The organism is Cyanobium gracile UHCC 0281 (genome assembly GCF_034931305.1).
Classification (GTDB): Bacteria; Cyanobacteriota; Cyanobacteriia; order PCC-6307; family Cyanobiaceae; genus Cyanobium; species Cyanobium gracile_A.
The window spans coordinates 20,041-38,586 of sequence record NZ_JAYGHY010000004.1 but is presented as its reverse complement, the minus strand read 5'-3'; the positions used below and the strand labels follow the sequence as shown (position 1 = coordinate 38,586).

Genomic DNA, 18,546 nt, shown 5'->3' with positions numbered 1-18,546 from the left:
CCTATTCAGCGGTCGGCCTGGCGTGGTCAGTTCGGATCGGCTGGAAAGGCGGGCTGCTCGTTGTCGCCACTGAAGCGAACGGTCAACAGGTCCTCCTGGGTGAGCTGACCGTCGGCGTCGAGGAGCTCAGGATGGATGGTGAGCCGGCCGGTGCGATCACCCGTGGGGCCACCTGAATCGTTCGCGGCCGCCCCCGGATCGCCTGGCCGGGGTACGGCGCGGAAACCCTGCCCCATGACCCTGAACGCCTGCCAGAGCAGCAGAACAAAGCAGGCCCCGTAGAGGATCGGGAAGATCTGCGAGAGGAGGGAGGTCATGGCGCGATGGGAACCCCGCATGCCGCGGACTCTCCCCCATCATCACCCGTCTGAAGGAGCAGTGGAGGTGGCCAGCATCCAGGCCCAGAGGGAGGTGCAGGCGGCTCCGAAGGCGAGAAAGGCAAGAAGCAGGCGACTTGTGTCCATGTCCCGATAAGAAAGTTTACAAATCATAGCCGATCAGGCCGGTTTGCCTCCCCTTCCTGCTTTCGGGGGAGGTGTCTACGGTTTTGTTACTCCTGATTCTGTTTGCGATGCGTTCCACCCGCGTTCTTGCGGCGGCCGCCGCCGGTCTTGCCACGGTCACAGCGGCGGCCACGGCCACGGTCACGGCGACCACAGCCCTGATCAGCCCGACCCTCACCCCCCCTGGCCTCGCCCAGCCGGCCGGAGCCGTGCTTGGACGTCAATCCTTTGTGGCGGCGGCGATCCGCCGAGCGGGCCCGGCCGTGGTCACCATTGACACGGAACGGACGGTGCAATCTGCCGGCGGCGGTGGCGGCCTGCCCCGGGGACTGATGAACGACCCCCTGTTCCGTCAGTTCTTCGGCATCCCGCAGCAGGGGGCGCCCTCGCGGCGCACCGAGCGGGGCCAGGGCAGTGGGGTGATCCTGCAGTCCGACGGGTTGGTGCTCACCAATGCCCATGTGGTGGATCAGATCGACCGGGTGACCGTGGGCCTGGAGAATGGCCGGCGCTATGAGGGCCGGGTCGTGGGCCTCGACAAGCTCACCGACCTGGCGGTGGTGCGGCTGGTGGGCGCGGGTCCGTGGCCCGTGGCGCCCCTGGGCAACTCCGATGCCCTGCAGGTGGGCGACTGGGCGATCGCGGTGGGGAACCCCTTCGGCCTCGACAACACCGTCACCCTGGGGATCATCAGCAGCCTGAACCGCAACGCCAGCAAGCTGGGCATCACCGACAAGCGGCTGGATCTGATCCAGACCGATGCCGCCATCAACCCGGGCAACTCCGGTGGACCGCTGCTCAACGCTGATGGCGAGGTGGTGGGAATCAATACCCTGGTGCGCTCAGGACCGGGGGCGGGGCTGGGCTTCGCCATCCCGATCAACCGGGCCCGCAGCATCGTCAATCAACTGGTGGCCACCGGCCGGGCCACCCATCCGATGATCGGGGTGGGTCTTGATGAGGTCAGGGCAGCCGGAGGCCAGGGTTCCGGTCGGGGTGCGGTGGTGGTTTCCGTGCAACCCAACGGACCAGCAGATCGGGGCGGCCTCAGGACCGGTGACGTGATTGTTGCGGCCCAGGGGGCTGTGGTGAAGGATCCCTCCCAGGTGATCACGGCCGTGGAACGGGCCGGGGTGGGAGGAACGCTCAACCTGACGGTGAACCGTCAAGGGGCGACGCTGAATCTGCGCCTCGTGCCAGGCGATATGGCGGTGATGCGGCAGGGATGAGGGGGGTGGCCCGACCCCGCCACCTCGGGGCCGGGCCACGGAATCTCTGACAGGGCAGAACTCAGAGGATGTCCATGCCTCCCTTGCCGCCCTCCGGACGCAAGGCATCGAGCAGGCCGGCATCCACAGCGAGTTCGGCTCCGAAGCGGGCCGGTGCACCCAGTTGCTGCCGCATGACCCATTGAGTGGCCGCCTTCTGGCTCTGCCAGGCCTGCAGCAATTGCTTGGCCAGACCCCGCAGGACCTGCGGATCCCCAGTGGCGTCGATGGCCCGGGTCATGCGCTCAAGCTCGAATTTCTGACCGAGGCTGAGGGCGAGGGGTTCGGACATGGTGGGAGGCGCGATGGGGCGTTTCTGACCGGCCCAAAGCTACAAACTGTTTCAAGATGTCACGTAGCGGCTGTTACAGGGCCTAAGCCCCGGTCAGGAAATCCGCTCAACATCCAGAGGAGGGGGCCCCAGACCAGACCCCCCGGGTCCTGGCCTGGGGCCCGGCTCCGATCAGTGGCGCTCGCGCAGTTCTTCCACGCAGCGGGTGACGCACTCCCCATCCTCCAGGGAGCAGGTGGTGATGCACTCGAAGTACACCTCCATCGCATCGTTGGCGCCGACCGTTTCCTCCCGTTCGGCATTCCAACCGTCGGTGACGACGTTCTGGATGGTCATCGCTGCTCCTGGATGGGTGACCCTGTCAGCCTATGCACACAGATCCCACGGCACCAGAGAAATGAGTCTTCCTGCCTAGGGAACGATGAAGTTGTATTTTGCCGGCCTTGTCAGCCGCCACTGCCGTCCTTGCCCCCGGCCTTCGCGGCTGACTTGGCCCGCTGCTTCTGACGCTGCTCCTGGCGTTTGGCGGCCAGCTTCTGCTCCTGCTCCAGGCGCTGGTGCTCCTCGGCCTCCTCGCGCTTCTTCTCCTGGTAGTAGGCGTAGTCGCCGCGATACAGCACCAGTTCGCCGTCGCGCACCTCCACGATCCGGTTGGCCACCCGGCCGATGAAGAAGCGGTCGTGGGAGACCAGCAGCGCCGCCCCCTCGTAGGCCATCAGGGCGTCCTCCAGCATCTGTTTGGCGGGGATGTCGAGGTGGTTGGTGGGCTCGTCGAGCACCAGAAGGTTGCAAGGGGTGAGCAGCATCAGGGCCAGGGCCAGCCGGGCCTTCTCGCCGCCGCTCAGCTTCGCCACCGGCTTGAAGACCGTGTCGTTACTGAAGCCGAAGCTGCCCAGCAGGGAGCGCACCTGGGTCTGGGTCCAGTCGGGAACGGCTTCGAACAGGGTGTCGATCACCGATTTGGCCAGATCCAGGGCCTCGGCCTGGTTCTGCTCGAAGTAGCCCGCCACCACGTGGTGTTCCCCCAGGCCCGCCTGGCCCTCAAGGGGAATCTCGTAGCCCATCACCAGCCGCAGCAAGGTGGATTTGCCGGCTCCGTTCGGGCCGACGAAGGCGATCCGATCGCCCCGCTCCACCTCCAGATTCGCCCCCAGAAACAGAATCTGGTCGTCGTAGCCGTGGGTGAGGTTCTCGATCGCCGCCACCAGGCGGCCTGAGCGGGGGGCGGGGGGGAAGGCGAACCGCGGCCCGCTCACCGATTCCAGCGGCGCCTCGATCCGCTCCACCTTGTCGAGCAGCTTCTCGCGGCTCTTGGCCTGGGTGCTGCGGGTGGCACTGGCCCGGAAGCGGTCGATGTAGGCCTGTTGGCTGCTCAGTTCCTTCTGCTGACGCTCGAACGCCGCCTGGCCGGCTTCCCGCTCCAGGGCTTTCTGTTCGAGATGCTGGCTGTAGTTGCCCAGGTAGGTGCGCGAGACGCCGCGTTCCGTCTCCACGATCTGGTTGCAGACCCGATCGAGAAAGGCCCGGTCGTGGCTGATCACCACCAGGGGCACCGTCTGATCGACCAGATAACTCTCCAGCCACTGGATCGTTTCGACGTCCAGGTGGTTGGTGGGTTCGTCGAGGAGCAGCAGATCCGGCTCCTGCAGAAGGATCTTGCCCAGGGCAATGCGCATCTGCCAGCCGCCGGAATAGTCCCCCACGACCCTCTCGGCCGTCTCGGGGGTGAAGCCGATGCTGGGGAGCAACTTGTCGATGCGGGCATCGAGCTCGTAGCCGTGCAGGGCCTCGAATCGGCTCTGCAGCTGGCCGAGTTCGTCGATCAGCCGGTCGAGCAGGGCTGGATCGGCGGCGGCCTCCTCGCTGGCCATGGCTTCCTCCACCTGCCGCTGACGGTTGAGCACCTCGGCGGCCTCACCGAAGGCCTGGAACAGTTCCTGGCGGACGCTGCGGGCGAGGTCGACATCGAACTCCTGCTGCAGGTAGGCGATGCGGGGATCCCCCTGGCGCACCACCTGGCCGCTGGTCGGTTCCTCCAGACCGGCGATGATGCGCATCTGGGTGGATTTACCGGCCCCGTTGACCCCCACCAGGCCGATCCGATCCCCCGCCTTGACTTCCCAGGTGATGTCCTTGAGCACCTCACCGGTGGGGTAGATCTTGCCGATGCGTTCGAGGCGCAGCACGGAGCGGATAGCGGTCGCAGTGAGCGCATCATCCCCTGTCGGGGCGTCCTGCAGACTGACTGACCGGTTCGGTCGTGTCGTCAGAATGATCAAGCGCCTCGAGCAGATCGCCGCCCTGGTGGTGGCGGCGGGCCTGGCGCTGACGAGCTACTGGCTGTTCTTCAGCTGGGCCCAGGGTGGAGGCTCCCAGCGTCGGCAACAGCCGCGCCGGCCCCAGCAGGAGGGCCGCCGTTTTCCGGCTTCAGAGTCCGCCCCGGGCCTTGATCAGCCACTGCTTGGTGGCGCCGTCATCGAGGCCGGCCAGGTGGGCCTTGACCTCCTCTGGGCTGACCGGCAGGCCCGCCTGCTCGCCGAGGGCGACGATTCTGCTGAGGGCTCCGCTCGGATCCTGCAGGGCCTGGCGAAACAGTGACTGGGTGAGCTCCCCGTCGTTGCTGATGCGTCCGTAGAGCTCGGCGGCGTTGCTGGTCGCGTTGCCGGTGGCGTTGCTGGTGGTCATCCTGGCCGGAAGTCTTCCCTGACCTTATGGGCAAGGGGGCCATGGGCGCAGCCCCCTAGGGGTGGAACTTCAGGGGCGAAGGGGACGGATCAGGCGGCCTGCGGACTGGGGTCCTCCTCGGCGCCGCTGGCGGAGGCGTCTTCCATGCTGCGGGCATCGAGACAGAGCACCTTGCGCAGCTGGGCGTAGTTGGCGGCCAGGGACTGGCGTCCCTCCTGCTGGGCGCCGAACTCGGCCCGCTGCAGCACGTGGTGCAGATGGGTGAGCAGGTAGGTGCTGATCACGGCCGACACCAGCACATCGCTGCGTTCCGCCGTGCTGCGCCGCCGGCTCTGGCGGCTCTTGGGCTGCAGAGGGGTTTCGGAACCGGTGGGGCGGGACTGGGTGGATCGGGCCATGGCGGATGCGGCCGGTGGGCCGTCGGAGGGGACGGGGGGCGTGGAAGGTGGGCGTGGAGCAGGTGGGCTTGGGCCTGGGGGAGGGGATTCCGGGAGGGGGCCGGGATGATCCACAACCCTACTTTTGGATACTACCCATGACAGTCACTGTACACTTTTTCCTATCTCGCCGTAACCCAGCGGCGGCCGCTTGCCGGCACCCACCCAGAGGCACCGTGCCGACCCGCCAGACCTCCTCCAGCGGCAAGCCCAAGTCGCCGCGGATCCAGGTCGTCCTGCCGGAGGAGCTCTGCGCCCGTCTGGCCGCCCTGGCGGAGAGCGAATCGCGCACGGTCAGCAACATGGCCAAGGTGCTGATCCAGCAGGGGGTGGAACGGCTCGAGCAGCTGCAACGCCCCGCCGCGGCCGCCCAGGCGCCCTACCCGACTGGGCCGGCCGCCGCCGCCGATCGTTTTCGCCGTGAGCTCGAACAGCAGGAGCAGGGCGGCACCCGGCGGCTACGCGGGGCGCCACGCCGGCTGCGCCTGCGCCAGCCCCCCTTATCCCCCTGACGGGGGAGGCACGGCCATCACGCCGAGCACGGCGGCCCGGCGGGCTCCGGTGACCGAAGGCAGCGAGCCCGGGTGGCCCCGCCATCGCCACCAGGCCAGCAGGGCAAACGCCAGGGCTTCGCGCTGATCCTCGGCGATGCCATGGCCGGCCAGGCTGCGCACCGCCATGCCGCGGCAACGGCGCTGCAGCTGCTCCATCAGGAAGCCATTGCGGGTACCGCCCCCGGCTACCAGCAGCTCCAGGGGGCGGGGACCCCGGGCCAGGTCCTGACCCACCACCGCCGCAGTGAAGGCCGTCAGGGTGGCCAGGGCATCGGCCGGCTCCACACCAGCGCCGAGCTCCGCCAGGCGCCGATCGAGATCGGCGGCCCCGAACAGCTCTCGGCCGGTGGATTTGGGCGGCGGCGCCTGGAGGTAGGGCTCCCGCAGCCACTGCTGCAGCCGCCCCTCGTCAATGCGGCCCTGCCGTGCCCAGGCTCCGTCGGCATCGAACGGCAGGCGTCCATCGCTGAAGCGGGACACGGCCAGATCCAGCAAGGTGTTGGCTGGTCCGCAGTCCCAGCCCTGCACTGGGGCGTTCCGGTCGGGGCCCGTGGGTGGGGGGAGCAGGGTGAGGTTGGCGATGCCGCCCAGGTTGAGCAGGGCCCGCCAGCCGCCGATCCTTCCCAGCAGGGCGGCGTCGGTGGCCGGCACCAGGGGTGCGCCATGGCCGCCGAGGGCCAGATCGACGCTGCGGAAGTCGAAGACCACCGGCCGACCCAGCAGCTCCGCGAGCAACGGCCCCTGCAGCAGTTGCCAGCTGGCCCCGCGGCGTTCCCCGTCCGGCGGGCGGTGCCAGAGGGTCTGGCCGTGGCAGCCGACCAGCTCGGCGCGGCCCTGCGGATCGCAGGCCCGCGCCGCCACCGCCTGGTGCTCGGTGAGCTCTTCAGCCAGGGTCAGCCAGGCGGCAGCGTCCAGGGGCCTCCCCTGGCCGACGGCCACCAGGCGCTCGCGCAGGTCCGGCGGGTAGGGGGTGTGGGCGCCCGCGAGAATCCGCCAGCGGGGCCGGGCGGACCGACCCTCCAGCCGCACCAGCACCGCATCCACCCCATCGGCGCTGGTGCCGCTCATCAGCCCCAGCACCCTCATGGCTGTCAGTGGGAGGGCAGGGCTTCGAGGGCTTCGCTGCTACCCATCACCACCAGCAGCTCCGCCTCGTTGAGCACATGGGAGGCGGGCGGGTTGACCGTGAGCTGGTTGGAGGGACCGGCGGCCAGCACGCTGACGTTGTAGTTCTTGCGCAGATTCAGATCCCGCAGCGACTGGCCGACGAAGGAGCCCGGAACCTTGATCTCCTCGATGCTGTTGCGGTCATCGAGGCGGAGCCGCTCGAGCAGGTTGGGCCGGATCAGTTCCATGCCCAGCCGTGTTCCCTGCATCTTCGAGGGAAAGACCACCTTGTCGGCGCCGACCCGCCGCAGCATCTTTTCGTGCAGATCGCTGGTGGCCCTGGCGATCACCTGTTTGACCCGGCTGCCCGTGCCGTCCTTGACGATCAAGGTGGCGGTGATGCTGGCGCCGATCGGTTCGCTGATAGCGACCACCACCGTGCCCACGTCGAGGGCGCCGGCCGCCCTCAGGGCCTCCTCATCGGTGCAGTCCACCACGCGGGCCTCGATGGCCGGATCCATCTGACGCAGTTCATCGATGGCCCGCTGGTTGTTGTCGATCGCCAGCACCTCGGCCCCATGGCGCAAAAGTTCCTTGCAGACGGCACTGCCGAAACGACCGACGCCGATCACGGCGTAGCTGTTGGAGGTGTCCTCCTCGCTGCCCTGCCATTGCCACCACTGGTTCATGAGGCCGACGTCTGGGAATGCATGGATCGAACTGGTTCGGGAGGAATCGGTGGGAGGGGGGCCGGGCTTCAGATGTAGAGATCCTCGCGGGGGTACCCCACGCGATTCTGGGGCCGACTGCCGTAGACGGCCGAAAGCAGCAGCAGAATGCCGATCCGGCCCACGAACATGCCGATCATCAGCACCAGTTGACCCCAGCGATTCAACTGACTGGTGACGCCCACGTCGAGGCCCACGGTGCCAAAGGCGGAGATGCAGGTGAACAGCTTCTCCAGGAAGGTGAACGCCTCGCTGCCGGGGGTACCCGCGGTGGTGTTGCCCAGCCCCAGCAGCAGGGCCATGCCCAGCACGAACAGGAGCGATCCGAGGGTGACCCCCACGGCCTTCAGAATGACCTTGGCGGGAATCTCCCGGTTCCTCACCACCACCTCGTCATGGCCGCGCAGGGTGGAGCGCGTGGCGGCGACCAGGGCCGCGAAGGTGGTGGTCTTGATGCCGCCGCCGGTGCCGCCGGGGCTGGCGCCGATGAACATCAGGGCGATCATCAGCAGCAGGCCGGAGTCGGAAATGGTTTCGGCGCTGATGGGGATGGTGTTGAAGCCGGCGGTTCTGGTGGTGATCGACTGGAACAGGGTGACGAACAACTTTTCAAGCAGATTCATCTGCTCCACCATCCCCTCCGTGGCGAAGTGTTCGGTGAACAGCAGCCCCAGCATTCCGATCACGATCAGGCCGAATGTGGTGCGGATCACCAGGCGGGTGTGAAGGCTGAGGCGGCGAATCCGACCCAGCCGGAAGCGGTTCACCCAGATGTCGTTGGTGACCCGCCAGCCGATGCCGCCCATCACGATCAGCAGGCCGATCACCACATTGACAATGGGTTGGCTCCGGTAGCCCACCAGGCTGTCGCGCCACAGACCGAATCCGGCATTGTTGTAAGCGCTGATGCAGTGAAACAGGGAGGCCCAGAGCCTCTGGCCCCTGTCAGGAATATCGGTGAAGCCGAAGTTGTAGAGGATCAGGGTGCCAATCCCGATCACCGCAGCAGCGATCAGCAGAATCTGATTCAGGGTGGGGCCGATGCCACCCACCCCGAATTCATCGAGGGCGCGACCCTTGTCGAGGCGGTGGCGCAGCCCTGATCGCCCCTGCACGAAGCCCTGCAGGAAGGTGGTGATCGCCATCAGACCCAAGCCCCCGGTGAGGATCAGCCCGGCCAGGGCAACCTGCCCGAAGAAGGTGAGATCGGTCCCCACGTCGATGATCGACAGCCCCGTGACCGTGATGGCAGAGGTGACGGTGAACAGCGCCTCCCAGAGGCCCACCTGTCTGGTGGAGCAGAGCGGGCTGGCCATCACCAGGGTGCCGAAGGCGATCACCAGCAGACCGGTGACAAGCGTGAACTGCGGCACCGTCAGACGGTGCCGCCAACTCTGCAGTCGCTTCACTTGTTGGGCTGGGGAGTCATCCTCAGATAAGGACGGATTTCGGTCACACCCTTCGGAAACTTGGTGCGGGCCTCATCGGTGGGGATCGAGGGGACCACGACACAGTCCTCGCCTTCCTTCCAGTTCACAGGAGTGGCCACCTGGTGGTGGTCGGTGAGCTGGAGGGAATCGATCACCCGCAGGATCTCATCGAAATTGCGGCCCGTGCTGGCGGGGTAGGTGATCTGCAGACGCAGTTTCTTGTTGGGGTCGATGATGAACACCGAGCGCACCGTGAGGTTGCTGAGGGCGTTGGGGTGAATCATGCCGTAAAGGCTGCTCACCTTCTTGTCGCTGTCCGCCAGGATCGGATAGTCGACGCTGGTGTTCTGGGTCTCGTTGATGTCGCCGATCCAGCCTTTGTGGCTCTCGGCGGAATCGACGCTCAGGGCGATCGTCTTGACATTGCGCTTCTCCCATTCGGCGCGCAGCCGGGACACCTCCCCCAGCTCCGTCGTGCAGACGGGGGTGTAGTCGGCAGGATGGGAGAACAGCACCACCCAGCTGTCGCCGGCGAAGTCGTAGAGGTTGATCGGGCCGAGCTGGGACTCCTGAGTGAAATCAGGAACGGTGTCGCCCAGTTGGAGGGTCATCGGAGAGAAATTGGCGCCGAGCGATGCTGGCACAGCAGTGGGGCCGCCCGTCGTGGTGGTGGCGGGCCAGGACTGCAGCTCCTGGCGCAGATGCTGGAGGCCCAGGTCCGCCGTGGCTGAAACGAACAGCATGGCCGGATCCACGGCCCTGGCGCGCTCCAGTTCGCCGCTGGGGCAGCGGTCGATCTGGTTGCCGATCACCCGCCTGGGCATGGTGGCCTGCAGGGAATCGAGGATCGCCTGCACGGTGGTGAGCTGCTCGGGCCAGGCCGGATCGGCCAGATCGACCACGATCAGCAGGCCATCGGCATCGAGAGCCTCCTCGAAGGTGGAACGGAACGCCTCCATCAGCTGGGGCGGCAGATCGCGGATGAACCCCACCGTGTCGGTGACCAGCAGCGGCGGGCCGTCCGCGCCGCCGCCCGCCGTCCGCTCGATGCGGCGGGTGGTGGGATCAAGGGTGGCGAAGAGCTTGTTCTCGGCCAGAACCGCCTGGCTGCCGCTGGCCCCGGTGAGGGCGTTGAGCAGGGAGCTCTTGCCGGCGTTGGTGTAGCCCACCAGGGCCACCCGCGGCAGGTCGCGGCGCCCCTCCCGCAGGCGGGCCCGGTGGGCCCCCAGCCGCTGCACCTCCCGCTGCAGCCGCTCGATCCGACGGGCGATGGCGCGCCGGTCCTTCTCCAGCTGGGTTTCGCCGGGACCCCGGGTGCCGATGCCGCCCCCCTGGCGCGACAGGCTCAGTCCCCGCCCGGTGAGTCGCGGCAGGCGGTAGCGCAGCTGGGCCAGCTCCACCTGCAGCCGCCCGGCGCCGCTGGCGGCCCGCTGGGCAAAGATGTCGAGAATCAGTTCGCTGCGGTCGCTCACCGGCAGGTCGAGCAACCCCTCCAGGTCACGGGCCTGGGCCGGGGTGAGTTCCCGGTCGGCCACCACCAGGCTGGCGCCGACGCGGCGCGCCTCCAGGGCCGCCTCCCGCAGCTTGCCCTCCCCCCAGGGGCTGCGGGAGACGGGGCCATGGCGGCGCTGCTCCATGCGGCCCACCGGCACGGCACCGGCACTGCGCACCAGGCCTTCCAACTCGGCGATGCGCCGGTCGCTCAGGGCCCGGTCGCCGCTGGTCTGCACCAGCAGGAGCACCCGCTCGGGGCCCTCCAGGGCTGGGGCGGGGGACGCCTCCGGCGGCTCCGCAGCGGCGAGGGCAGCGGGGTCGAGGCCGCAGAGGTCGGCCAGATCCCCCTCCAGGGCGCAGGTCCAGGCGCGATCACCGCTGCCGGCCGGGGTGTGGATCGCCGCTTGCCAGCGTCCGCCGGCGTCCGGTTGGGGGCCGAAGCGCAGCCAGAGGTCCGGCGCCACGTCCAGGCCCACCACGGCCTCCTGGGAGGAGGGCTGCAGGTGCGCCTGGCGCCCAGCCCCTGCGCAGGTGAGCAGACGCAGGTTGTGGCCCTGGCGCCTGGAGGGCCCGGGAAGTTTCTCCAGCAGGCGTGCCGAGTGGTCGAGCTCCCCCACCCACAGCAGGCGGCAGAGGCCGCGCCCGTCCACCACCAGGGTGAGGGGCAACGCCAGGTTGCGGCCTTCGGCCGCCAGGCGCTGCAGGGTGAGCAGATCCGCCACCGCATCGTTCCGGTGGCGCCGGTGGCAGATCTGCTCCAGCCGGCGCCGCTCCGCGGGCCGCAGACCCACCGTTTTGCCGGCCAGCACTCCCTGCCTCAAGGACGCTGCACCAGCAGGCAGCGCACGCCGGCGGCGCGGGCGCCGGCCCGATCCTCGGGGCTGTCGCCCACGTGCCAGACCTGGGACGGCGGCAGACCGAGCGACTCCAGGGCGATCTGGAAGGGCAACGGCGACGGCTTGGCGGCCCCGGCACTGCTGGACACCACCACGGCCCCGAACAGATCCGCCAGGCCCAGCCCCTCCAGCAGCGGATGCAGCCGCCGGTCGAAGTTGCTGACAACAGCCAGGCGCAATCCGGCCCCGTGCCAGCGGCGCAGAACGGAGGGCACATCGGCATAGACGTGCCACAGCGAGGGATCGGCGAAGCGATCAAACAGGGCGTCATGCAGGGCTGCCGGAGCCACGGCCGCACCGGCGGCCCCCAGGACGGCGTCGATGCGAGCCCCCCACCAGCGGCGCTCCGCCTGGAGCAGGCCGTCGCCCTCGAGGCCGGGGAAGGCCAGGGCTGGGGCCTGCTGCAGCACGTCCGGGAAGGCCCGATCGATGGCCTCAGCGGCGACGTCGATGCCGTGCTCGGCCGCCACGGCGGCGTAGGTGTGGCCCACCGAAGTGCGCAGCCCGATCAACGTGCCCATGGCATCGAGCAGCAGGCCCCTGGGTCGGGGCCAGGTCGACGGGGGAGTCGGTGTCGCCGTCATGGTCTCCAGTCGGCCAGCCAGCCGGCGGCGACCTTCAGCTGGTGGGGCCGGCCGGGCAGGCGGGCCAGGTAGGCCAGCCGGCGCAGTTGGTAGGCCGCCGGCCCGGCCAGGGTGACACCAGCGGCGGTGAGGCTGGCTTCACCAACGCCGAGGCTCATCATTTCGCCCAGATCCTTCCACTGGAAGGGTTCCAGGGGCTCACCCCGCAGCGACCGGATCAAATTGGTGGCCAGCACCGAAGCCTGCTGAAAGGCCACCTGGGCGGTGGCCGGCGTGGCCGTGATGGGGGCTTCGCCAGCCGTTCCCACCCCATCCACCGGGGCGGCCAGATCGCCGGCCACAAACAGATCGCTGTGGTCCTGCAGGCGCAGATCGGCACCGCAGAGCAGGCGGCCGAGGCTGTCGCAGGCGGGGGCAGGATCGATCCGGGGCGCTCGGAAGCGCAACCCGGCGGTCCAGACCACCGCCCGAATGGCGAGGGTTTCGCTGTGGGCGGTGCTCTGCCCATCGAAATGGCAGCGGAGGCTGATCGCTTCGGCCTCAACCGCCTCCACCTGGGTGCGGAGGCGCAGACGCACGTCTCGGCGCCGCAGGGCCAGGGCGGCCTGTTCCCGGTTGAAGGCCCTGGCCTGGGGCAGCAGTTGCGGCCCCTGCTCGATCAACTCGATCACGGCGCTGCCCTCGGCCATGTCGGCGAGCTTGCAGGCCAGCTCCACCCCGGTGGGCCCGGCCCCCACCACGGCGATGCGCTGCAGGGGGCGCCGCTGGCTTTTCAGGGTGGCCACCAGGCGCTGGAGTCGCTCCACATCGACCAGGCTGCGGAAGCCCAGGCTGTGGCGGTCGGCCCCTGGCACCGCAAAGGTGTTGCTCTCGGCGCCCGTGGCGATCACCAGGCGCCCGTAGGCCAGGGTCCGGCCCGACGAGGTATGCAGCTGATGGCGCTCGGCATCGATCCGCTCCACCCGGTCCTGCAGCCAGGCCAAGCCACGGCCCGCCAGCAGACTGTCGTAGCGGGGGGCGATTTCCCAGCCCCGCAATTCTCCGCTAAGCAGCTCGTAGAGAAGGGGTAGAAACAGGAAACGGTCGTTTGGCTCAATCAGCAGCACAGGCGGGTGGTTCTTCCGCTGGGCCAGGGCCAGGGCCGTGTACAAACCTCCGAAGCCACCGCCAACGATGACGACGTTCTGGGCCTTTTCCCGTTGGCCTTGCATGGTGTCACCTTACCCACAATCACTGGATGGCTGAAGGGCGATGATGGGGCGATGGTGTCCTTCCCCCTCACGGCTTCCATCAGCCCCGAGGGCAGCGCGGCGGGTCTGGATGCGGCCCTCCAGGCCCTGCCCCGCAATCGCCATGGAGCGGCCATCGACCTCGATGCCGCCCGTTCCGAACTTGAGCCCCTCGATGCCATCGGCCGGATGCGCTGGGCCCAGGAGGCGTTTGCCGGCCACTTCGCCATCACCACCAGCTTCGGCATCCAGTCGGCGGTGATGCTGCACATGGTGAGCACCCTCGATGCTTCCGGCGCCTGGCCGGCGATCCCCGTGCTCTGGGTGGACACCGGCTATCTGCCCCCCGAGACCTACCGCTACGCGGACGAGCTCTGTGATCGGCTCAAGCTCGATCTGCATGTCCTGCAGTCCGACCTCAGTCCGGCCCGGATGGAGGCCCTGCATGGTCGCCTCTGGGAAACGGGGAACCGCGACGACATGCGCACCTACAACCGGCTGCGCAAGGTGGAACCCCTCGACCGGGGGCTGGAGCGCCTTGAGGTGCATTGCTGGGCCAGCGGCGTGCGTGCCGGCCAGACCGACCACCGCGGTGCGATGCACGGCCTCGATCCGGTGCGGGAGCGCTGGTCGTTGCGTCCGCTGCTCGCCTGGAGCCGCCGCGACGTTTACTACTACATGCAGGAGCACGATCTGCCCCAGCACCCACTGTTTGATCAGGGCTATTCCACCGTGGGCGACTGGCACACCAGCGCCCCTGACGATGGCACCACCAATGGCCGGGCCACACGGTTTGGCGGGCTGCAGCAGGAGTGCGGCATCCACATGCCCGGCCTGATGGGCGAGGGCATCTGAGGTGCCGGCTCGCCAGCTCCGCTGGCTGCTGATCGGCAACAGCCGCTGGCACTGGGCCCTGGAGGCGCCGGACGGGATGGGCCGTGAACGGGTGCCGCATTTCCTGCACCTGCCCCCGCCGACGGCTGCGGTGGATCCACCTTTGGCCTGGGCCGCGGTGGGCCCGGTGCCTCCCCAGGCCGCCCTACCGGCGGAAACGCGCCTGGCTCTGGAGGATGTGCCTTTGGCTGACGCCCCCCCCTGGCTGGGCATCGATCGGGCCCTGGCGGGCTGGTGGGCGGCCCGACTCACAGCCAGCCCTGTGCTGGTGGTCGATGCCGGCACCGTCCTGAGCCTCACCCGGGTCGACGGCCGCGGCCGCTTCGCCGGCGGCCGGTTGATGGCGGGCGCAGCCCTGCAGCTGGGGGCCATGGCCTCCGGAACTCAGGAGTTGCCGGCCCTCGAAGGTGGCCTGGCAAGTGCCGGCAGCGGAGAGCTCTGGCCGCGCGAGACCGCTATGGCGATGACCCAGGGGGTGGTTGAGGGCCTGGCCGCCGCGGTGCTGGAGGCCGGCCGCCAGGTCCGCTCGCTTGAGGCCGGCTGCCGGATCGTGCTCACCGGAGGGGATGGGCCCGCCCTGCTGCCGCTTCTGCAGCGATCGCCGGAGCTTGGTGAGGACGTCCTCCTGCACCGCCCCGATCTCTGCCTGGAGGCCCTTGTCGCCCTGCATCCCCGTCCGCCGGTGGGCGCCGCTCAGGCCAGGCCGAGGTCCTCAAGGATCTGATCGGCCATGGCTTCGGCCTTCACCTTGAGATAGATGCGTTCCAGCTTGCCCTCGGCATCGACCACGAAGGTGTGCCGCATCATCCCCATGTACTCCTTGCCCATGAACTTCTTGAGGCCGTAGCTGGCGTACGACTCGGCCACCGGGCAGGGCTCGGCGTCGGTCAGCAGGGTGAAGGGCAGGTCGTACTTGGCGACGAACTTGCCATGGCTGGCCGCCCCGTCCTTGCTGATTCCCAGCACCCGGATGCCGTGGGTCTCGAAGGCGCTCCAGCGGTCTCGGAAGTTGCAGGCTTCCTTCGTGCAGCCCGGAGTGTCGTCCTTCGGGTAGAAATAAATCACCACCCGCTGCCCCTTCAACGCGGCCAGGGAAACGGTCTCACCCTTCTGATCGGGGAGGCTGAAGTCGGGCGCTGGGTCCCCCACCTGCAGGGCCATGGGTCGAACGTTGAAAACGAAGGAGACGGCTGTACCTTAGGGGAGCCGATCCTGATGCACTTTTTGCGTCCTGGGCTTCCGGAGCTGGCCGAGTCGCGACGAGACAGCCCCGTCTCTTGCCTGAAGCCCCTGGGTTGTGTGTGGAGAGGCAAAGAAACCGCACACGCGATGTAGGCAGGAGCACCGTGGATCGCTAGGTTGATTGTGAAGTCAACATCGTCTCCCGTGTTCAAGCAACTTCTCACCGGTCTCTTCGTGGGAACGGCCCTCACGGTTTCCGTGCTGCCCGCTTCCGCGGCTGTGGACAACGATCTGCCCGTCCGTTGGAACACCGGCGGTGCCGTGTGGTCGACGAACCAAGCTGCCTTCGACACCTTTCTCGACTCCGGTGACATCACCGATCGGGGCCTCGAGGGTGGCCTCGCCCGCTCCGGCTGGACCTCCGACGAGGTCAAGTCCGGCATGACCAAGACCTATGCGGTCAACCTCGTTGGGGTGTCGCGCTTCCTCTATTCCGACGCCGGGGTCAAGTTCCTCAAGAACGCGACCAACAGCTACTTCCCCTACTACAGCATGAATACCTATGCTGTTCAGGCCCTGCGCTCGGCGATCATCTCCGACGCCAAGGACGGCTCGATCTCCTCGGCCGGCATCATGAAGGCCCTGCCCACCGACTTCCGCCTGGCTGATTTCTGCAACACCTACACCGGTGCGCAGAACATCTGTGCCGAGGGTCGTTGTGCACCCGGTACCGCCCAGTGCACCTCGCTGCTGTCCTGGTACGTCTTCCTGCCCGCCTGCATCCAGGCCAACCAGATGGCCGATCCCGTGGCCATGGTCAGGGACACCCCGGCCCCTGCTCCCATGATGGATCAGCCGGTTCGCGGTCTCTGGTGATTGATCGGGGAGGATCCCTCCCCATTCGCTTCAGCCCCGGCGATGCCGGGGCTTTTTTTATGGGCCTGGGAGCCTGTGAGCCAACAGCAGGATGTGTCCCAGGGGTTGGGGCAGGTTGGTACCCCGTCGCTCTCGGAACAGGGATTCCAGGCCCTTGCGATCAGCGGCCGGAAGCGCCGCTGCCAGATGCTTCCGGTAGCTGGCCTCCTTGCCGAACCACCGCTCCAGCAGGGCGTCACTCAGGGGCAGCTCGAGGGCCTCCTCCCAGACGTGTCGTTGCACGCTCCAGCCGAGGGCCTCCAGGCCTTCCTGCACCCGATCGGCCATCTCAACGTCGCCAGCCAGCCACTCCTGTTCTTTGGAGGCCGCGCTCTCGAGCACGGCCAGCGCGGTGCCCGCGGGGGTGCTGCCCAGGTGGGCGCGCAGGCTGCCCGCCGGTCCCTGCAGGGGATGGGTGAACAGCAGGCGGGCCCGGGCTCCCGGGGCCGCCAGTGCCGTGAGCTGCTCCAGCCAGGCCAGCCGCTGCTCCGCTGAACAGAGTCGCCAGGGCTGGCGTGCGGCGATCCATTCAAAGCGTCCCTCCCCCAGGGGAGCGGCCAGCTGCGTCTGCAGTTGGTCGGGGGCGTCGGGTGCCACCGTCAGCAGGCGCGGGCGCCGCAGCTGATCCAGCAGCTGCAGCTGGGCCTGCAGGCGATCGAGCACCGTGGCGCTCGGCGTGGTGAGCACCACCTCCCCCTCACTGGCGGCCTCAAGCGGATCGAGGGCCCAGAGCAGGGAGCGGGCGTCGACCACCAGCACCCGGTCGAGGCGACCGATGGCGGCGTCTTGCCAGAAGCGCTGGCGCAGTCGGTCGAGCCGTTCCCCCTCCGCCCCGGCCTGGCGCTGAAGCCAACGGTTCAGCAGGGGGTCGTCCGGACTGCTGCTCAGCAGGTCACCCCGGTCATCGGCCGCCGTTTCGGCCGCGGCGGCCAGCTGGGCGGCCCGGCGCTGCTGCAGCCGTTTCCGCAATCCCCCTTCCCAGCCCAGGGCCCCCGGCTGCCAGAACACTTCCCCCTGCAGGGCCCGGGGCAGATACTGCTGGGCCACCCAGTGGTCGGCATAGGCGTGGGGGTAGCGGTAGCCCACCCCATCGCCGAAGGCCTGGCCGTCCCGGTTGGCGTCGCGCAGGTGGGCGGGCACCTGCTGGCGCCGGGCCTCGCGCACCGCCTTGACCGCATCAAAGAAGCCCAGGCTGCTGTTGCTCTTCTCGGTGCCGGCCAGATAGAGGGTGGCGTGGGCCAGGGGGTAGAGCCCCTCCGGCAGCCCCACCCTGTCGAAGGCCGCGGCGCAGGCCTCCACCACCACCATCGCCTGGGGATCGGCCAGGCCGATGTCCTCGCCGGCGGAGATCAGCAGGCGCCGCAGGATGAAGCGAGGGTTCTCGCCCGCTTCCACCATCCGTGCCAGCCAGAACAGGGCCGCATCGGGATCGGAGCCCCGGATCGATTTGATGAACGCGCTGATCGTGTCGAAGTGGGCATCCCCCTGTTTGTCGTAGAGCACCGCCCGCTGCTGGATCGATTCCTCGGCAATGGCCAGATCGATGCGGATCACGCCGTCGGCATCGGCTTCGGTGGTTTCCACCGCCAGTTCGAGGGCATTGAGCAGGCTGCGCGCGTCGCCCCCCGCCACGTCCAGCAGGTGGGCCGCCGCTGGCTCGGACAGCTCGACGGGCCGCTGGCCAAAGCCGTGTTCGGGATCGGCCAGGGCCCGCTCCAGCAACAGGCGCAGGTCTTCCGGTTCCAGGGGCTGGAGGCGGAACAGGCGGGAGCGGCTGACCAGGGCCTTGTTGACTTCGAAGTAGGGGTTTTCGGTGGTGGCGCCGATCAGGGTGACGGTGCCGTTCTCCACCCAAGGCAGCAGGGCATCCTGCTGGGCACTGTTGAACCGGTGCACTTCGTCGATGAACAGGATCGTGCGCAGGCCGTGGTGCTCCAGGCGCACCTTGGCAGCGTCCACCTCGGCCCGCAGATCCTTCACCCCGGCCAGCACGGCGTTGAGGCTGCTGAAGTGGGCCCGGGTGCTGCCGGCGATGATCCGCGCCAGGGTCGTCTTGCCGGTGCCGGGGGGGCCGTGCAGAATCAGGTTGCCGACCCGGTCGGCGGCGATGGCGCGACGCAGCAGCCGCCCCGGCCCCAGGATCGCCGCCTGACCCACGAAGTCGTCGAGGGTGCGCGGCCGCAGCCGATCCGCCAGCGGGGCGATTCTGCGCCTGGCTTGCTCGCCTTGATGGCTGAACAGATCACTCACCGCCCCATCATCCCGCCGCATTGGCCTCAGGAGCGGTACGGTCTCCGGGAAGCCTTGCTACTCGTTGAACCCGTGATCGGCCATCCGAGCAGGCCGCC

Annotated in this window: 19 protein-coding genes and 1 pseudogene; 5 read left to right on the top strand and 15 right to left on the bottom strand. The window is 68.5% G+C overall.

Annotation, left to right across the window (positions count from 1 at the left end):
• Positions 1–26 precede the first annotated feature (26 nt).
• Positions 27–317: a DUF2973 domain-containing protein gene (locus VB739_RS02055; RefSeq protein ID WP_323355488.1), complete on the bottom strand. Its 291-nt coding sequence runs from the start codon at positions 315–317 to the stop codon at positions 27–29.
• Between the two features lie 254 nt (positions 318–571).
• On the opposite strand from VB739_RS02055, the gene VB739_RS02050 reads away from it, so the two are divergent.
• Positions 572–1,732, top strand: a complete 1,161-nt coding sequence (locus VB739_RS02050; RefSeq protein WP_323355487.1) for a trypsin-like peptidase domain-containing protein — start codon at positions 572–574, stop codon at positions 1,730–1,732.
• 61 nt (positions 1,733–1,793) lie between these two features.
• On the opposite strand, the gene VB739_RS02045 is transcribed toward VB739_RS02050, so the two are convergent.
• The 5 genes from VB739_RS02045 to VB739_RS02025 all read right to left on the bottom strand — a co-directional run bounded on the left by VB739_RS02045 (position 1,794) and on the right by VB739_RS02025 (position 5,146).
• Positions 1,794–2,063, bottom strand: a complete 270-nt coding sequence (locus VB739_RS02045) for a hypothetical protein (protein WP_323355486.1) — start codon at positions 2,061–2,063, stop codon at positions 1,794–1,796.
• Between the two features lie 171 nt (positions 2,064–2,234).
• Entirely contained in the window at positions 2,235–2,399 is a 165-nt protein-coding gene (locus VB739_RS02040) for a hypothetical protein (RefSeq protein ID WP_323355485.1), read from the bottom strand.
• Between the two features lie 110 nt (positions 2,400–2,509).
• On the bottom strand, positions 2,510–4,249 hold the full coding sequence (locus VB739_RS02035; RefSeq protein WP_323355484.1) for an ABC-F family ATP-binding cassette domain-containing protein: 1,740 nt from the start codon (positions 4,247–4,249) through the stop codon (positions 2,510–2,512).
• A gap of 241 nt (positions 4,250–4,490) precedes the next feature.
• A complete protein-coding gene (locus VB739_RS02030) occupies positions 4,491–4,748 on the bottom strand; it encodes a hypothetical protein (RefSeq protein WP_323355483.1) in 258 nt (85 codons plus the stop codon).
• 89 nt (positions 4,749–4,837) lie between these two features.
• Positions 4,838–5,146: a hypothetical protein gene (locus tag VB739_RS02025; RefSeq protein ID WP_216909171.1), complete on the bottom strand. Its 309-nt coding sequence runs from the start codon at positions 5,144–5,146 to the stop codon at positions 4,838–4,840.
• Positions 5,147–5,361: 215 nt separating this feature from the next.
• Here VB739_RS02025 and VB739_RS02020 point away from each other — a divergent pair, with 215 nt between their 5' ends.
• Positions 5,362–5,697 carry a ribbon-helix-helix domain-containing protein gene (locus VB739_RS02020; RefSeq protein ID WP_323355482.1) on the top strand — a complete coding sequence of 112 codons (336 nt, stop codon included), beginning with the start codon at positions 5,362–5,364 and terminating at the stop codon, positions 5,695–5,697.
• Here VB739_RS02020 and VB739_RS02015 read toward each other — a convergent pair.
• The 7 genes and pseudogenes from VB739_RS02015 to VB739_RS01985 form a co-directional block, all read right to left on the bottom strand.
• Positions 5,686–6,825 carry an anhydro-N-acetylmuramic acid kinase gene (locus tag VB739_RS02015; RefSeq protein ID WP_323355481.1) on the bottom strand — a complete coding sequence of 380 codons (1,140 nt, stop codon included), beginning with the start codon at positions 6,823–6,825 and terminating at the stop codon, positions 5,686–5,688. The genes VB739_RS02020 and VB739_RS02015 overlap by 12 nt on opposite strands.
• A 5-nt stretch (positions 6,826–6,830) precedes the next feature.
• The gene (locus VB739_RS02010; RefSeq protein ID WP_323355480.1) at positions 6,831–7,535 is read right to left on the bottom strand and encodes a TrkA family potassium uptake protein; all 705 of its coding nucleotides are present in this window, start codon (positions 7,533–7,535) and stop codon (positions 6,831–6,833) included.
• Between the two features lie 68 nt (positions 7,536–7,603).
• The gene (locus tag VB739_RS02005) at positions 7,604–8,947 is read right to left on the bottom strand and encodes a TrkH family potassium uptake protein (protein ID WP_323355479.1); all 1,344 of its coding nucleotides are present in this window, start codon (positions 8,945–8,947) and stop codon (positions 7,604–7,606) included.
• A gap of 32 nt (positions 8,948–8,979) precedes the next feature.
• Entirely contained in the window at positions 8,980–9,615 is a 636-nt protein-coding gene (locus VB739_RS02000; protein ID WP_323355549.1) for a peroxiredoxin, read from the bottom strand.
• An 84-nt stretch (positions 9,616–9,699) separates the two neighbouring features.
• Positions 9,700–10,734: pseudogene (gene hflX, locus VB739_RS01995) on the bottom strand (GTPase HflX); the annotation flags it as partial.
• A gap of 581 nt (positions 10,735–11,315) precedes the next feature.
• On the bottom strand, positions 11,316–11,978 hold the full coding sequence (locus tag VB739_RS01990) for an HAD-IA family hydrolase (RefSeq protein ID WP_323355478.1): 663 nt from the start codon (positions 11,976–11,978) through the stop codon (positions 11,316–11,318).
• On the bottom strand, positions 11,975–13,189 hold the full coding sequence (locus VB739_RS01985) for an NAD(P)/FAD-dependent oxidoreductase (RefSeq protein ID WP_323355477.1): 1,215 nt from the start codon (positions 13,187–13,189) through the stop codon (positions 11,975–11,977). Before VB739_RS01985 ends, VB739_RS01990 begins: the two co-directional genes overlap by 4 nt.
• Positions 13,190–13,240: 51 nt before the next feature.
• Here VB739_RS01985 and VB739_RS01980 point away from each other — a divergent pair, with 51 nt between their 5' ends.
• Both VB739_RS01980 and VB739_RS01975 read left to right on the top strand, forming a co-directional pair.
• Positions 13,241–14,062 carry a phosphoadenylyl-sulfate reductase gene (locus VB739_RS01980; protein ID WP_323355476.1) on the top strand — a complete coding sequence of 274 codons (822 nt, stop codon included), beginning with the start codon at positions 13,241–13,243 and terminating at the stop codon, positions 14,060–14,062.
• A gap of 1 nt (position 14,063) precedes the next feature.
• The gene (locus VB739_RS01975) at positions 14,064–14,825 is read left to right on the top strand and encodes a type III pantothenate kinase (RefSeq protein ID WP_323355475.1); all 762 of its coding nucleotides are present in this window, start codon (positions 14,064–14,066) and stop codon (positions 14,823–14,825) included.
• On the opposite strand, the gene bcp is transcribed toward VB739_RS01975, so the two are convergent.
• Positions 14,795–15,262, bottom strand: a complete 468-nt coding sequence (gene bcp, locus VB739_RS01970; protein WP_323355474.1) for a thioredoxin-dependent thiol peroxidase — start codon at positions 15,260–15,262, stop codon at positions 14,795–14,797. The two genes, VB739_RS01975 and bcp, sit on opposite strands and share 31 nt — an antisense overlap.
• 225 nt (positions 15,263–15,487) lie before the next feature.
• On the opposite strand from bcp, the gene VB739_RS01965 reads away from it, so the two are divergent.
• Positions 15,488–16,159: an alpha/beta hydrolase gene (locus VB739_RS01965; protein WP_323355473.1), complete on the top strand. Its 672-nt coding sequence runs from the start codon at positions 15,488–15,490 to the stop codon at positions 16,157–16,159.
• A 57-nt stretch (positions 16,160–16,216) separates the two neighbouring features.
• On the opposite strand, the gene VB739_RS01960 is transcribed toward VB739_RS01965, so the two are convergent.
• A complete protein-coding gene (locus VB739_RS01960; RefSeq protein ID WP_323355472.1) occupies positions 16,217–18,469 on the bottom strand; it encodes an AAA family ATPase in 2,253 nt (750 codons plus the stop codon).
• Between the last annotated feature and the right edge of the window lie 77 nt (positions 18,470–18,546).

Excerpts from the sequence above, each read along its gene's own strand:
- VB739_RS02055 (WP_323355488.1), bottom strand. The coding sequence starts at position 317 with ATGACCTCCCTCCTCTCGCAGATCTTCCCGATCCTCTACGGGGCCTGC.
- VB739_RS02050 (WP_323355487.1), top strand. The coding sequence starts at position 572 with ATGCGTTCCACCCGCGTTCTTGCGGCGGCCGCCGCCGGTCTTGCCACG.
- VB739_RS02045 (WP_323355486.1), bottom strand. The coding sequence starts at position 2,063 with ATGTCCGAACCCCTCGCCCTCAGCCTCGGTCAGAAATTCGAGCTTGAG.
- VB739_RS02040 (WP_323355485.1), bottom strand. The coding sequence starts at position 2,399 with ATGACCATCCAGAACGTCGTCACCGACGGTTGGAATGCCGAACGGGAG.
- VB739_RS02030 (WP_323355483.1), bottom strand. The coding sequence starts at position 4,748 with ATGACCACCAGCAACGCCACCGGCAACGCGACCAGCAACGCCGCCGAG.
- VB739_RS02025 (WP_216909171.1), bottom strand. The coding sequence starts at position 5,146 with ATGGCCCGATCCACCCAGTCCCGCCCCACCGGTTCCGAAACCCCTCTG.
- VB739_RS02015 (WP_323355481.1), bottom strand. The coding sequence starts at position 6,825 with ATGAGGGTGCTGGGGCTGATGAGCGGCACCAGCGCCGATGGGGTGGAT.
- VB739_RS02010 (WP_323355480.1), bottom strand. The coding sequence starts at position 7,535 with ATGAACCAGTGGTGGCAATGGCAGGGCAGCGAGGAGGACACCTCCAAC.
- VB739_RS02000 (WP_323355549.1), bottom strand. The coding sequence starts at position 9,615 with ATGACCCTCCAACTGGGCGACACCGTTCCTGATTTCACTCAGGAGTCC.
- VB739_RS01990 (WP_323355478.1), bottom strand. The coding sequence starts at position 11,978 with ATGACGGCGACACCGACTCCCCCGTCGACCTGGCCCCGACCCAGGGGC.
- VB739_RS01985 (WP_323355477.1), bottom strand. The coding sequence starts at position 13,189 with ATGCAAGGCCAACGGGAAAAGGCCCAGAACGTCGTCATCGTTGGCGGT.
- VB739_RS01980 (WP_323355476.1), top strand. The coding sequence starts at position 13,241 with ATGGTGTCCTTCCCCCTCACGGCTTCCATCAGCCCCGAGGGCAGCGCG.
- bcp (WP_323355474.1), bottom strand. The coding sequence starts at position 15,262 with ATGGCCCTGCAGGTGGGGGACCCAGCGCCCGACTTCAGCCTCCCCGAT.
- VB739_RS01960 (WP_323355472.1), bottom strand. The coding sequence starts at position 18,469 with ATGCGGCGGGATGATGGGGCGGTGAGTGATCTGTTCAGCCATCAAGGC.